Source organism: Limnohabitans lacus, assembly GCF_030053395.1.
Taxonomy (GTDB): Bacteria; Pseudomonadota; Gammaproteobacteria; order Burkholderiales; family Burkholderiaceae_C; genus Limnohabitans_A; species Limnohabitans_A lacus.
Genome location: NZ_JASGBH010000002.1, coordinates 280,324 through 294,277 on the forward strand (window position 1 = coordinate 280,324; position 13,954 = coordinate 294,277).

The window sequence follows — 13,954 nt, forward strand, 5'->3', positions numbered from 1 at the left end:
CTGCAAGAAAAATTCGGCTGCTCAAGCACCAGTTGGTAGCCTTTTGCTTGCATGCACTCAATCGCTTGGATGCGTCTGGCAGTCCAGTCCGTACGAAAGTCGGACGTCCCCTCTGACCAGCATTGATCCATATCCAATCTCACCAGACGCATGGCATGTTTCTGTGGGTTTTTGAACATGTGACCTGCCCCCTCTGAGCCATACCAAACCGATGGAACTGAGTCCGCTAATTTTGGAGAATGGCGGATATGAAGACCACACGATTTACCGACGAGCAGATCATCGGATTCCTCAAGCAAGCTGAAGCGGGTATGGCCATCAAGGACATTTGCCGCTCTGGCGGCTTTAGCCAGCCGACCTTTTACAAATGGCGCTCGCGCTTTGGCGGCATGGAGGCCTCCGATGCGGCCAAGCTGCGCGACCTGGAAGCGGAGAACAACAAGCTCAAGAAACTGCTGCCCGATGTGGCCCGGATGTCGAGCTGTCCTGCTGTGATTTGGGCTGACGCCAAGTCGACGCTGGAGGCGCTGAGTTTGAACAGTCCGCCGGCCAAGGTCTGGCCTTGCAGTTGCAGGCCATTGCTGATGTTGAAGGTGAGGTCCCCGCTGTTGGCCAGTTGGCCGTTGGGCTGGATGCCGGAGCCGATGGCGCTGCCCTTGGCGGTGCTGAGTGTGGCGGCGCTGAAGGTGGCGTGGCTTTGCGCGGCCATGATGGCGCCCGTGCCTGTTTGGACGATGGCCGCCGGTGTGCTGACATTGAGCTGGCCTGCCGCATAAATGCTGCCGCTGTTGTCAATGCGCCCTTGTGTGGCGACGCTCAGGTCTTGCGTGGCCTGGATGTTTCCGCTGTTGCTCAGCCAGCCTTCGTGGCTGAGGGTCAGGGGGCCGCTGCCCGCCTGGATTTGTCCGGCATTGCGCACGCCCAGACCCGCTTCTGTGCCAATGAGGTGGATCTTGCCCGCGTACATGCCGCCCAGTTGTGCCACGTCCAGTGCCACGGCGGGCGCTGCCGTTGTGGCTGCAGTGGCGCTGGTCTGCGGGGTGCTGCCAGGGGTCACGCTGGCTGCTTGGATGCTGTTGGCGCCGGTGACCACGTGCAGTTCATTGGCCCAGACGCCGGCGTTGACTTGCAGGGCACGTGTGAGGATGGCGGTGTAGTCTGCGTCGCGTGTGTCCAGGCCTTGTCCGTCAATGCGCACGGTGCCGCCCTGTACGCGGTAGCTGTCCAAGCTGCCGCCACTCATGATGGGGGTGCCCGTGGTCAGTGTGACGCGGCTGGCGTTGATGAAGCCTGCACCGTCCACCGAGATGCCTGCCGGGTTGGCCACGATGACTTCGGCGCGTTGACCGGCCACTTCAACGAAGCCTTTGAGTTGGCTGGGGTTGCTGGAGTTGACTTCGTTCAAGATGACTTTGGCCGTGCCGGTGGCCAGCCAGGGGTTGGCTTGCACCCAGCCGCCTTGCTGGCTTTGCACATTGGTGCGGCTGTTGTTGAGGATGGCACCACCACCAGCGCCATTGCCCACATCGAATTGGGTGTAGGTGTTGCGGCTCACACCTGCTGCACTGGGTGTCTGGATGTTGACCTGGATGACGCCGTTGCCGCTGCGCAAGATGGTCGCTTGTTGGGTTTTAGGGGCATTGGGGTCGGCCACGATGCGGGTAGCCACTGATACAGCGGTTGTTTGCGCTTGTGAGCTGTGCATCAGCGGCAGGCTCCAGCCCATAACGCCAGCCACAAGCCAGCATGCCAACTGCACGGGCGCGATGCGGGGGTTGAGTGAGGGCCGCGGTGCACGGCGCTCACCCCGTGTTTGTCCACTGGCAGATTTGCCTTGGGCCTGAGCGGTTTCTGCCACGGCCATCATGCAGCATCGGGCTGCGTTGAAGATGATGCGGTATTGGGTTTTGTTCATGTCAATCTCTCAGGCGCGGGGTCAAAAGTTGGCGTACAAGCTGAAGCCGGCGGTGGTTTTGGAGGTGTTGAAGTGCTGGGGTTTGCTCAAGGGCTTGCCCACAAAGACGTCGTACTGGAAGGGCCCGATTTGTCCGCGCAGGCCCACGGCAGAGCCCGTCAGGCTTTGCCCCACGAGCAAATCTGCACTGGCTCCGTCCACGTGGCCGTGGTCCAGTGCGGCATAAACCTTGTGCCCTGAAGAAACAGGGGTGTTCCATTCGTTGCGAATGAGCCAGCCACGTTCAGCGCTCAGGACATTGAGACCATCAAAGCCGCGCACCGTGTACCGACCGCCGATGACAAAGCGGTCTTGGGGGGTCAGCGGTGTGCCGTTGTATTGACCGCGAAATTGACCGCTGTAGGTGACAGGCTGATCAGCCAGCTTGAAGGGCCATTGCACGTGGGCATCGGCCAGCACGATTTGCATGCGGGAGGTGCCTTCTCCAAATTGCTCTTCAGGGGCGGGTAATGAGCCATATGCGCCTGTACCCCGCTTGTAAGAGAGGCTGCCTTCGACGGCAGCTGGGCCTATGGCGTGTTTATGGGCCAGCTGCATTTCCCAGCCGCTGACGGATCGGCGCTGAACTTCGACTTCGGTGTCGTCCACATAATTTCTGGACTTGCGTTGAAAGCCTTTGAAGCTCAGGGTCGTCTTACCGACGGCATTGCGATCGATGATGCGGCTGAGTTTGACGTCGGTGGTTTCGCTGGAGCCTGCATACACGTAGTCTTGGTTCACACCCGCAACGGTCTGGTGGTATTGGCTGCTGGTGGTGTTGAATGACAGGAGGTTGTAGCCCCAAGGCACCGAGTAATGAACGGTGTGGCCTTTGTTGCCGCGTGCGCCGGGGTCTTTGCCGCCCAGATCCTGGTTGAGCGTGACATAAAAAAGGTCGCTGAGTGTCCACCAGTTGTCGTAACTCACGGTGGTGCTGCCTTGGTATTTGCCGGTACTGCGTGTACCGCTGTCATCGGCTGACATGCTCAAACGGAACGGAAAAGCCTGGCTGTGCTGGATGCGCAAATCGCTGTAGCCGGGCTCGTTGGCGGGCACGATTTGGATGTCGGCCTCGACGGTGGGGACTCGCTTGTAGTTTTCAAGCGCTTGCTCGATGTCTCGCAGATTGAGCAGATCGCCTTGCTGCATGGGCAGGATGTTCCACTCCGTGGCGCGGTGCATTTGGCCTGATGCGGGCGGGGCCCATTGCACGCGGTTGATCTTGCCAAACATCAACTCCAGCGCCAATGTGCCGTTTTGCAGGTTTTGGGGCTTGGCCAGAATGCGGCTGGTGACGTAGCCACGGGTGATGAGTTCGTTTTGCAGTCGGTCAATCACGATCTGCACACCTTTGGCGCCGATACAACGACCAAGGGGTGAGTCCATCACGCCAGATGAGGTCTTGCCGATGGCATCGAGCAGGTCCTTGGGCTCAAGGTCCAAGCCCGCATCGAGCGTAACCACTTGGATCTTGAAGCAAGGGGTTTCATCGGTTGGCAGCAAGCCCACGGCGGCTGTGGGAGCCGAAGGCAGCTTCACATCGGTGCTGCGTTCTTGTTGCGCTCTTTGCTGGGCTGCGCGTTCGGCATCGCGGCGTTCTTGCTCGATGAAGATGTTGGCATTGGGGACTGCGGGCACCGATTGCGCTTGACTGGCCATCGGCACCAGCCACAGCAAGGCCCCCGTGCCCACCAGCGTTTTGATCCATGCAGATGTGCCTGCTTGCGAACGGGATTGACGAGCAGTTTGCGGCCAACGTAGAACTTTTTGCATGTAACCTCTCCAACAGGCAGACCAAATAGTCACCAATTCAAGGGGTTAAGTTTATAGTTTTAAAGTATTCAAAAATAAATTAAACAAATACCTTTAATTGCAAAAATCAGACGCAAAAGCAAAAAAGCGGTCAGCACCCGGTGGGTGCTGACCGCTCGCAAACAAAAATGATCAGCTCAAGTGCTTGCCAATGATCCCCGCCAACTCGAACATGGTGGCTTGGTCTTTGCCGAACACGGCTTGCAGCTTGCCATCGGCTTTGATGGAGCGTTTGTCGGCTGGGTCTTGCAGGCCGTTGGCTTTGATGTAGTCCCAAATTTTCTTGACCACTTCGGTGCGGGCGTAGGTGCCGTCACCGATCACGGCGGCCAATGAGGCGCTGGGCTTCAAGGTGCCCACAGCGGCTTTGCGCGGCGCTTTGGGGGCGGCGGTCTTGGCGGCTTTTTTCGCAGCGGGGGTTTTGGCCGCAGTGGTTTTGGTGGCGGCCTTCTTCACGGCCACTTTGCCAAACGGGGTCTTTTTGGCGGCGGTCTTGCGGGGCGGGTATTTCTTGCCACCTTCGCGCTGCTCGAACTCGAAGCTGACTTTGCCCTCTTCGGGGTTCCAAGCCAGCATGGCCTTGAAGCTGCGGCGCGTGCGGTTGCTGACGAACTTGTCGAGCAAGTCGGTCTTGCCTGTGCTCAGCAATTTGCTGAACTGCTCGCGCTCGATGGGTTGCTGCAAGATGATCTGACCGCTTTTGAAGTCGCAGCTGGGCGTGGGTTGCTCATTCGTCGGCACGGCTTTGCTGCAGACATAGTTGCTGCCGTGCTCGTGCACAGCGCTGCCGCACTTGGGGCAGGCGCCCAACGATGCGTCGGTGAACTCGACGATCTCGCCGGTGTCTTCGTTTTTCTTGTCGTCGCCGAAGTCGAACTCGAGCTTCCAGTTCTTTTCTTCTTCGTTGTACTTGAGCGCCATCTCGGCCACAAAAGGCCAGCCGGCTTTGGAGCGGAAGCCGTCCAGCGGGCCGATCTTTTTGTCGCGCATGAACTGCTCGACTTCGGCCGGCTCAAAGGTGCGGCCTGCGGGCGATTTGCCAAACGAAAAACCGCAGCCTTCGCTTGCACCGTCGGTGCCCGTGCAGGTGTAACGGCGGTAGTTTTCTTTGACCACGCCGCCGCAGTTGGGGCAAGGCGTGGTCACAGTGGCGTAGTCACCGGGCACGGTGTCGCGGTCGTACTCTTTGGCTTTCTTGACGATGTGCTCGGTCATGGCCGCGATCTCGGCCATGAAGGTGGCACGGCTCAGTTTGCCTTGCTCCATTTGCGCGAGCTTGTATTCCCACTCGCCCGTGAGCTCGGGCTTGGAGAGTTCTTCGACCTGCAAGCCGCGCAACAGCGTCATGAGTTGGAAGGCCTTGGCGGTCGGGATCAGTTCACGGCCTTCACGCAGCATGTACTTTTCGTTCAGCAAGCCTTCGATGATGGCCGCGCGGGTGGCTGGCGTGCCCAGGCCTTTTTCCTGCATGGCTTCGCGCAGTTCGTCGTCGTCCACCATCTTGCCCGCGCCTTCCATGGCGCCCAGCAGCGTGGCTTCTGAGTAACGTGCCGGTGGGCGGGTCTTCAGGCCCTTGGCCTCGACCGACTCAACGCCGACCTGTTCGCCAGGCTGCACCGGGACCAGGTTCTGGCCCTTGTCGCCATCTTTGGCGTCTTCGACTTCATTGGCGGCTTCCTTGCCATAGATGGCGAGCCAACCGGGTTTGACCAAGACCTTGCCCACGGTCTTGAAGCTGTGGCCTGCGGCCACGCTGATGCGGGTGGTGACTTGGTACTCGGCGCTGGGGAAGAACACCGCCATGAAGCGGCGCACCACCAAGTCGTACAGCTTTTGCTCGGCCTCGGACAAGCCGCTGGGCGCTTGCAGCGTGGGGATGATGGCGAAGTGGTCCGAGACCTTTTTGTTGTCGAACACGCGCGGGATCTTGCGCACGTAGTTGTTGTTCAGCGCCGTCAGGGCGTGGGGGGCCAGGTGGCGCATGCCGCTGTCGGCCAGCATTTCAAAGGTTTGCTTGGCCACAGGCACATAGTCTTCGGGCAGGTGGCGCGAGTCGGTACGCGGGTAGGTCAGGGCCTTGTGGCGTTCGTACAGGCTTTGCGCCAGCGCCAGCGTGGTCTTGGCCGAGAAGCCGAACTTGCCGTTGGCTTCGCGTTGCAAACTGGTCAGGTCAAACAGGCCGGGGCTCGCTTGCGTGGTGGGTGTGGCCTCTTCGGTCACGCTGGCTTTTTGGCCGCGCACGGCGTTGACGATGGCTTGCGCCTCGACAGCGGTCCACTTCCGGTCGGCTTTCTTTTCGGCGTCTTCTTCTTTTTTCCACTTCGGGTCGAACCACTTGCCGGGGTAGGTGCCTGCGGCGGCAGCAAACTCGGCGTGGATTTCCCAGTAGTCGCGGCTGATGAACTTGCGGATTTGTTCTTCGCGCTCGACCACCACGGCCAGCGTGGGCGTTTGCACCCGGCCCACAGTGGTCAAGAAGAAGCCCCCATCGCGCGAGTTGAACGCGGTCATGGCGCGGGTGCCGTTGATGCCCACCAACCAGTCGGCCTCAGAGCGGCTGCGGGCGGCGTCGGCCAGGCCCTGCATTTGCTGTTCGCTGCGCAGGCTGTCAAAGCCATCGCGAATCGCTTGGGGCGTCATGGACTGCAGCCACAAGCGCTTGACGGGTTTGTTCAGCGGTTTGGCGCCACCAGCGTACTGCTCGATCAGGCGGAAGATCAACTCCCCTTCGCGGCCCGCGTCACAGGCGTTGATGAGGGCGCTCACGTCTTTGCGCTTGGCCTGCTTGACCACGGCACTCAGGCGGCTCTTGGTCTTGTCCACGGGCTTCAAGTCAAAGTGCGGCGGAATGACGGGCAAGTTGGCAAAGCTCCACTTGCCGCGTTTCACGTCGTATTGCTCGGGGGCCTGGATCTCCACCAGGTGGCCCACCGCGCTCGTCACCACATAGGTGTCGCTCTCGAAATGGTCATCGTGCTTTTCGAACTTGCCCGCCACAGGGGTCAGGGCCCGCACGATGTCTTGAGCCACCGAAGGCTTCTCTGCAATCACCAAAGTTTTCATGTCTATACAATCCCGTTGTCTCGCGTGCGCACGCGCGCTCGCACACATGCACGCCTGGGCGCGCTCACGCGCACGCCCACATGAATTCACCATAACAAATTTTTGAACGCCGTGGCCAAAACCCCTGTTTCACCTTCCGCCTCGTCATCCAAGCGACGCATCCAGGTCCGCCGCTCCGGCGTTCATGGCAAGGGCGTGTTCGCCCTGCAAGACCTCGCCGAGGGCGAGACCCTGATCGAATACGTGGGCGAGATCATCAGCTGGGACGAGGCGCAAGACCGCCACCCGCACGACCCCAAAGACCCGAACCACACCTTCTACTTCCATGTGAACGAGGACAAGGTGATCGACGCGCTGCACGGCGGCAACTCCTCGCGCTGGATCAACCACAGCTGCGACCCCAACTGCGAAGCCGACGAAGACAACGAGCGCGTCTTCATCAAGGCGCTGCGCAACATCAAGGCCGGTGAAGAGCTGAACTACGACTACGGCCTGATCATCGACGAGCCTTACACCAAGAAGCTCTTGGCCGAGTACCCCTGCTGGTGCGGCGCCAAGAACTGCCGTGGCACGCTGCTCTCGCCCAAAGACCGCGAAGACACGCCCAAGATCCCGAGCCAGAAAAAAGCCAAGGGCAAATCCAAGGCCAAGGGCAAAGCAGACGCCAAGCCCAAGGTGAAAGCCGAAGCCCAGAAAAAGCCCAAGGCTGACGCTAAAGCCGACGGCAAAGACAAGAAAAAGTCGGCCGACAAGGCCAAAAAATCCGGCAAGAAGAGCCCCAAGAAGGGCTGAGCACGGCATGCCCACGGCCTGGCCCGCTGAAGCCATCTGGGAGCAGGTCTACCCTTGGCTGCCCGATTTCACCGTCGAGATCCTGCCCGAGGTGGACTCGACCAACACCGAACTCATGCGCCGCGCCCGTGCGGGCCAGACCGAGCCCACGCTGCTGGTGGCCGAGCGCCAGACCGCAGGCCGTGGCCGCATGGGGCGCGTTTGGCAAAGCCAGCCGGGTGATTCGCTGACTTTTTCACTGAGTCTGCCGATCGCGCCCAAAGACTGGTCGGGCCTGTCGCTGGCCGTGGGCCTGAGCTTGGCCGAAAGCCTGCACCCGCAAGTGGGCCTGAAGTGGCCCAACGATTTGTGGGTGCAAGAGCGCAAGCTGGGTGGCATTTTGGTGGAAGCGGCCAGCATGGGTGGGCGCAGCCAGGTGGTGATCGGTGTGGGACTCAACATCCGCCCGCGCCCTGCCGAAGGCATGAACACACCACCTGCGGCTTTGACCGAGTGGCTGCACGACATCAGCGCCCCAGCGGCCCTGGCCTTGGTGGCAGCGCCTTTGATTCAAACCATCTTGGCTTTTGAGCAAACAGGCTTTGCGCCTTTGCAACAACGCTTTGAAGCTCGCGATGTGCTCAAAGGCCGCCGCGTGCACACCAGCGATGGCGCACAGGGCATGTCTTTGGGTGTCAGTGCCAGTGGCGCGCTACGATTGCAGACCGATTCGGGCGTGCTGGACATCCACAGCTCCGAAGTCAGTGTCAGACCCTTTGCCGAGGACAAACCATGAAGATGCGCGGGTGGATTGGCGTTTTGCTGTTGCTCAACGTGGTGGCCCTGGCTTGGCAATGGGATGCCTTTGCGCGCTGGGGCTGGGGCCCCAATGTGCAGCGCGAACCCGAACGCTTGCAGCAACAGATCCAGCCTGAGGCCTTGAAAGTGACCATTCCGGGGCAAGAGGCTTCTGCGACTGCTGTGGCCACCTCAGCTGTCGAGCCCGCCTCAGTGACTGGCTCAGTGCCTGCACCAACGGCCAGCAAAGCAGCAACGCCTGAAACCCGTGCGGCACTTGCCAAACCTGCGTCCGAAGCACCCGCCAAACCCGCTTCCAATTAAAACTTCCGGAGATTGCTCAATGAGCCTGAAACTGTATTTCGCCCCTGGCGCTTGTTCTTTTGTGCCCCATGTGCTGCTCGAGATGAGCGGTGCCGCGTTCGAACCCAGCATGGTCAAGCTGCACAAGGGCGAGCAAAACAGCGAGGAGTACAAGACCATCAACCCGCGCGGCCAAGTGCCGGTGCTGGTCAACAACGGCCAAGTGATCACGCAGATCGTGGCAATTGCGCTGCACCTGGACCAGATCTTTCCGCAGGCGGGCTTTTTGCCCACCGAGCCGATCGCCCGTGCGCAGGCCATCTCCACCTTGGCTTGGATGAACAACACGGTGCATCCGACCTTCACGCACATCTTCATGCCGCAAAAGTTTTCGGATCTGCCCGAAGTGCAGGCGGCGCTCAAGCCCTACAACATCCAAGTGTTCCGCCAACAACTGGGCGAGCTGCAGGCGCTGGTGCAAGCGGCGGCGGCCAAAGGCCAGGCTTGGTTGACGGGTGAGCAGTTTGGCGTGCTGGACGCTTACGCCCTGACCTTCACCCGCTGGGGCACGATCGCCGGCATCACCCCCGAAGAGCACCCCGACCTGTGGGCCTTTGTGCAAAAAGTCGCCGCTGTGCCCGCCGTGGCCCGCGTGATCGAGCGCGAGCGTCTGCAACTGAACATGGGCCAACCGGCCTGATCGATTCGCAGCACCCCTGCCTGTGCCTGGCCAGCGATGGGGTGCTGGACCTCAAGCCGGCGGTCCGAACCGCAGGGTGAAACATGCACCCGGTGGCGTTTGGTGCTCGAAGGTGGCGTCAATGCTGATCGTGGCGCCATGCTGCTGGGCGATCTCTTTGACGATGGGCAGGCCCAGGCCCGAGCCGTCCACGTTGGTGCCCAAAGCCCGGTAAAAGGGCTGGAACACCAACTCGCGTTCAGGCAGTGGGATGCCGGGGCCGTTGTCTTCCACTTGCAACACCAAGGCCTTGCTGTAGGGGTCCACCAAAACGCGCACAGTGATCACCCCGGGACGTTCGTCGCTGGAGGGTGTGTAGTTCATGGCGTTTTCCACCAAGTTGCGCACCATCTCCTTGAGCAAAATCGGATTGCCCATCACCTTGACGCCAGGGGTGTCCGGGTCAACGCCTTCGTAGCCCAGGTCCAGCCCCTTGTCCATGGCACGGGGCAAGCAGTCTTGCAGCACATCGCTGACCATGCGGGCCATGTCACAGGCTTGCTGGGGCACGCTGGCACCGCCGCCTTCAGCGCGGGCCAGTGACAGCAACTGGTTGACCGTGTGCGTGGCTTGCACGCTGGCGCGGCCAATTTGCTGCAATGACTTTTTGAGGTCTTCTTCGCTCGAGCCGGAGCGCTGCGCCAAATCGGCCTGCATGCGCAAACCGGCCAGTGGTGTTTTGAGCTGGTGCGCCGCGTCGGCCAAAAAGCGTTTTTGCGTGACGATGGAGTCTTTCAGGCGCTCCAGCAAGTCGTTGACCGAGAGCACCAGGGGCGCCACTTCCATGGGCACCGCTTTGTCGTCCAAAGGGCTCAGGTCGTCGGGCTTGCGGGCGCGGATGCGCTCTTCCAGCTCCGACAAGGGCTTGATGCCGCGCACCAGCGCCAGCCACACCAACAGCACCGCCAAGGGCAGCAAAGCGAACTGGGGCAGCATCACCCCCTTGATGATCTCGGCAGCCAGCACGGAGCGTTTTTCACGCGTTTCGGCCACCTGCACCAGTGCAGGCCGTTTGCCATCGGCGTCCAAGCGTATCCAGGTGTAGGCCACGCGCACTTCCATGCCGCGCATTTCGTCGTCGCGGATGTGCACTTCGTAGCTGCTGCCTTTTTCTTCTTCGTCCGAAGGCAGGGGCACATCGCGGTCACCGCTCAGGTGCTCGTTGTTGGCGCCACGCACTTGGTAATAAACCAAGTCGGTCTCATCGGCACGCAAGAGTTCGCTGGCCGGTTGCGGCAGGCTGAATTCCACTTTTTTGTCGGGCCCCAGCCTGACTTGCTGCGCCAGCGCCTGCACGTTGTAGACCATGGCGCGGTCAAAGGGCTTGTTGGCCAGCCCTTGCGCCACCAGCCAAGTCAGGGCCAGACTGATGGGCCACAAGAGCAGCAGAGGGGTGAGCATCCAGTCGAGGATTTCACCGAACAGCGAGCGCTGCTCGCGTTTGAATAACTTGACGCCCCAACCTTTGGATTTCATGGCTCAGACCCAGGTGAGGGCATCCCGGCGTCGGTCAACCCGGGATTTTTTCGAGGCAGTAGCCCAGGCCTCGCACGGTGGCGATGCGGATCGGGCCTTTTTCGATTTTCTTGCGCAGGCGGTGGATGTACACCTCGATCGCGTTGTTGCTGACCTCTTCGCCCCACTCGCACAGGCGCTCGACCAATTGGTCTTTGCTCACCAGGCGGCCCGCGCGTTGCAACAACACTTCGAGCAAACCCAGCTCGCGTGCCGACAGCTCGACCATCTTGCCGTCGATGGTGGCCACGCGACCGGACTGGTCATAGATCAGCGGACCGTGTTTGATTTGCGAGGTGGCGCCGCCCATGCCACGGCGGGTCAGGGCGCGCACACGGGCTTCCAATTCTTGCAGGCTGAAGGGCTTGGCCATGTAGTCGTCGGCGCCGTAGTCCAGGCCTTTGACGCGTTCTTCCACGCTGTCTGCGGCCGTGAGGATCAGCACCGGCAAGACGGAACCGCGCGAGCGCAAGCGCTTGAGCACCTCCAGGCCATGCATGCGGGGCAGGCCCAAGTCCAGGATCAGCAAATCGAATTCGTTGTTGGTCATCAAGGCCGCATCGGCCTCGCTGCCACTGGCCACGTGGTCCACCGCCGCGCCCGCATTGCGCAAGGTGCGCAACAAACCGTCGGCAAGCACCTGATCGTCTTCGGCAATGAGAATTCGCATGGCTGTCTCCTGTAGGGGCGTCCCGGCTAAGGGGGTATATCGAACGCTGGCTTGATTTTAGTGGCAGCGCTCAGCTTGTTCGGCCATTCAATGCGCGTAGGCTTCCAATCCGAGAGCGACCACCGTGGCCACATCGTGACCGACCGCTTCCTTGAATTCGGCTTCGGTCTGCGCCACGGCGTCCTTGAAGGCCTGCAGCCAAGCCAAACCATCGGCCGTGAACACCACACGCTTGGCACGGGCGTCCTTCAAGTCGGCTTGCCTTTGCACCAGACCCCAAGCGGTGCATTGGTCCACCAAGTCGCCCATGGCTTGCTTGCTCATGCCGGCGGCCTGCGCCAGGTCGGTCAAGCGTGATCCTTCCAGCGCGAGGTGGCGTGTGATGTGCACATGCGCCGCCGTGATTTGGTCACGCGAGGCCAGATTGGCCAGGGCCAAAGGCACGCCCTCGTTGTGCGCCATCAGGTGCAGCACGCGTTCATCGAATCGCCGCATGGCGTGGCCCAACAAGCGCCCCAAATGGGTTTGACGCCATCGGTCCTCCATGGCTTTGGGGGGCTCCGCAGGGGGGATGGGTGGCAGATTGCGCATGCCCCAAATGATAAGGCAAACTGACCAAAAATACCGTTTACCCGTTTGTACAGTTCGTTTACAGTACTGTTCACGCATCCAGTAAAGCACACGCTTTCAAGGGAGCGGATGCCCCAACCCGTTGATATTCAAGGAGATTTCCATGAGCGAAGTGAACACCGAAAAAGCCAAAGCCCTGCAAGCCGCACTGGCCCAGATCGAAAAGCAGTTTGGCAAAGGCACCATCATGCGCCTGGGCGAAGGCGAAGTGATCGAGGACATCCAAGTCGTCTCCACCGGCTCGCTCGGTCTGGACATCGCCTTGGGCGTGGGCGGTCTGCCCCGCGGCCGCGTGATCGAAATCTACGGCCCAGAATCCTCGGGCAAGACCACTTTGACTTTGCAAGTCATCTCCGAAATGCAACGCTTGGGCGGCACCTGCGCCTTTGTGGACGCCGAGCATGCGCTGGACGTGCAATACGCCCAAAACCTGGGTGTGAACCTGCAAGACTTGCTGATCAGCCAGCCCGACACCGGCGAGCAAGCCCTCGAAATCGTGGACAGCCTGGTGCGCTCCGGCGCGGTGGACCTGGTGGTCATCGACTCGGTGGCCGCCTTGACACCCAAGGCCGAAATCGAAGGCGACATGGGCGACAGCCTGCCCGGCCTGCAAGCGCGTCTGATGAGCCAGGCCCTGCGCAAGCTGACCGCCACCATCAAGAAAACCAACTGCACCGTCATCTTCATCAACCAGATCCGCATGAAGATTGGCGTCATGTTCGGCAGCCCCGAAACCACCACCGGCGGCAATGCGCTCAAGTTCTACGCCTCGGTCCGCTTGGACATCCGCCGCACCGGCACCATCAAAAAAGGTGACGACGCGATCGGCAACGAGACCAAGGTCAAAGTGGTCAAGAACAAAGTCGCACCGCCCTTCAAGACGGCCGAGTTCGACATCCTGTTTGGCGAGGGCATCAGCCGCGAAGGCGAGGTGATCGACATGGGCGTGGAAGCCAAGATCATCGAGAAATCCGGTGCTTGGTACGCCTACCAGGGCGAAAAAATCGGCCAGGGCCGTGACAATGCACGCGAATTCCTGCGCGAAAACCCCGACCTGGCTTTCGAGATCGAAAACAAGGTGCGCGATTCGCTGGGCATTCCTTTGCTGTCAGGCGGCGCTGGTGAAACCACCGCCGCACCGGCCAAGGCCACCAAAGCGGCCAAAGGCGCCAAAGACGCCGGCGACATCGCGGCTTGAGGTCCGCCAGCATGCGCGATGAATCCAGCGCATCGCCCGCACGCAAGGGCTTGCAATTGCAGCCCTCGCTCAAAGGCCGCGCGCTGCGGCTTTTGAGCCAGCGGGAGCATTCACGGGCCGAGCTGGAGCGCAAACTGGCACCCCATGAAGAAGTGCCTGGCGAGCTGGCCAAGGCACTCGACGAATTGCAAGCCCGTGACTTCATCAACGATGGCCGGGCCATCGAGTCGGTGGTGCACCGGCGAGCAAGCAAGCTGGGCGCGGGCCGCATCAAGCAAGAGCTGGCAGCCAAAGGCCTGTCTGGCGAAGCCGTGGCCGAGGCCATGGCGGGCTTGCGCGAGACCGAACTGAGCCGAGCTCAGGAGGTTTGGCGCAAGAAATTCGGACAGCCCCCCGAAGACGCCGCCCAAAAAGCCAAACAAATGCGCTTTTTACTCACCCGCGGCTTCGGCGCCGAGGTGGTGCGTCGGGTCATCCAAGGCAGCGACGACGATTTGTAGG

12 protein-coding genes and 1 pseudogene are annotated in these 13,954 nt (G+C 60.9%); 7 read left to right on the plus strand and 6 right to left on the minus strand.

Annotation, left to right across the window (positions count from 1 at the left end; translation table 11 throughout):
• Positions 1 to 248: 248 nt before the first annotated feature.
• A pseudogene (locus QLQ16_RS03930) lies at positions 249 to 464 on the plus strand (transposase); the annotation flags it as partial.
• On the opposite strand, the gene QLQ16_RS03935 reads toward QLQ16_RS03930, so the two are convergent.
• From QLQ16_RS03935 to QLQ16_RS03945, 3 genes are all read right to left on the minus strand, one after another.
• On the minus strand, positions 362 to 1,915 hold the full coding sequence (locus QLQ16_RS03935) for a two-partner secretion domain-containing protein (protein ID WP_283223381.1): 1,554 nt from the start codon (positions 1,913 to 1,915) through the stop codon (positions 362 to 364). The pseudogene QLQ16_RS03930 and the gene QLQ16_RS03935 sit on opposite strands and share 103 nt — an antisense overlap.
• A gap of 21 nt (positions 1,916 to 1,936) precedes the next feature.
• Positions 1,937 to 3,727: a ShlB/FhaC/HecB family hemolysin secretion/activation protein gene (locus QLQ16_RS03940; RefSeq protein ID WP_283223382.1), complete on the minus strand. Its 1,791-nt coding sequence runs from the start codon at positions 3,725 to 3,727 to the stop codon at positions 1,937 to 1,939.
• A gap of 171 nt (positions 3,728 to 3,898) precedes the next feature.
• Positions 3,899 to 6,829, minus strand: a complete 2,931-nt coding sequence (locus tag QLQ16_RS03945) for a DNA topoisomerase III (protein ID WP_283223383.1) — start codon at positions 6,827 to 6,829, stop codon at positions 3,899 to 3,901.
• 111 nt (positions 6,830 to 6,940) lie between these two features.
• Here QLQ16_RS03945 and QLQ16_RS03950 point away from each other — a divergent pair, with 111 nt between their 5' ends.
• The 4 genes from QLQ16_RS03950 to QLQ16_RS03965 are packed head-to-tail and all read left to right on the plus strand — an operon-like array spanning position 6,941 to position 9,401.
• Positions 6,941 to 7,621, plus strand: coding sequence for an SET domain-containing protein (locus QLQ16_RS03950; protein ID WP_283223384.1), 681 nt, complete (start codon positions 6,941 to 6,943; stop codon positions 7,619 to 7,621).
• Positions 7,622 to 7,628: 7 nt separating this feature from the next.
• Positions 7,629 to 8,396 (plus strand): biotin--[acetyl-CoA-carboxylase] ligase, encoded by a 768-nt coding sequence (locus tag QLQ16_RS03955; RefSeq protein WP_283223385.1) that lies wholly within the window; start codon positions 7,629 to 7,631, stop codon positions 8,394 to 8,396.
• Positions 8,393 to 8,722 carry a hypothetical protein gene (locus QLQ16_RS03960; protein WP_283223386.1) on the plus strand — a complete coding sequence of 110 codons (330 nt, stop codon included), beginning with the start codon at positions 8,393 to 8,395 and terminating at the stop codon, positions 8,720 to 8,722. The genes QLQ16_RS03955 and QLQ16_RS03960 overlap by 4 nt, the downstream gene beginning before the upstream one ends.
• A 19-nt stretch (positions 8,723 to 8,741) precedes the next feature.
• Complete coding sequence (locus QLQ16_RS03965) at positions 8,742 to 9,401, plus strand: glutathione S-transferase family protein (protein WP_283223387.1); 660 nt, start codon at positions 8,742 to 8,744, stop codon at positions 9,399 to 9,401.
• A 51-nt stretch (positions 9,402 to 9,452) separates the two neighbouring features.
• Here QLQ16_RS03965 and QLQ16_RS03970 read toward each other — a convergent pair whose 3' ends face one another.
• The 3 genes from QLQ16_RS03970 to QLQ16_RS03980 all read right to left on the minus strand — a co-directional run bounded on the left by QLQ16_RS03970 (position 9,453) and on the right by QLQ16_RS03980 (position 12,216).
• Positions 9,453 to 10,916 (minus strand): sensor histidine kinase, encoded by a 1,464-nt coding sequence (locus QLQ16_RS03970; RefSeq protein ID WP_283223388.1) that lies wholly within the window; start codon positions 10,914 to 10,916, stop codon positions 9,453 to 9,455.
• A gap of 34 nt (positions 10,917 to 10,950) precedes the next feature.
• A complete protein-coding gene (locus QLQ16_RS03975) occupies positions 10,951 to 11,625 on the minus strand; it encodes a response regulator (RefSeq protein WP_108323682.1) in 675 nt (224 codons plus the stop codon).
• An 87-nt stretch (positions 11,626 to 11,712) separates the two neighbouring features.
• Positions 11,713 to 12,216, minus strand: coding sequence for a MarR family winged helix-turn-helix transcriptional regulator (locus tag QLQ16_RS03980; RefSeq protein ID WP_283223389.1), 504 nt, complete (start codon positions 12,214 to 12,216; stop codon positions 11,713 to 11,715).
• Between the two features lie 142 nt (positions 12,217 to 12,358).
• Between QLQ16_RS03980 and recA the strand changes: the two genes are divergently transcribed.
• Together recA and recX are read left to right on the plus strand one after the other, a co-directional pair.
• Positions 12,359 to 13,453, plus strand: a complete 1,095-nt coding sequence (gene recA, locus QLQ16_RS03985) for a recombinase RecA (protein WP_283223390.1) — start codon at positions 12,359 to 12,361, stop codon at positions 13,451 to 13,453.
• An 11-nt stretch (positions 13,454 to 13,464) separates the two neighbouring features.
• Positions 13,465 to 13,953 carry a recombination regulator RecX gene (gene recX, locus QLQ16_RS03990; protein WP_283223391.1) on the plus strand — a complete coding sequence of 163 codons (489 nt, stop codon included), beginning with the start codon at positions 13,465 to 13,467 and terminating at the stop codon, positions 13,951 to 13,953.
• Position 13,954: the final 1 nt, after the last annotated feature.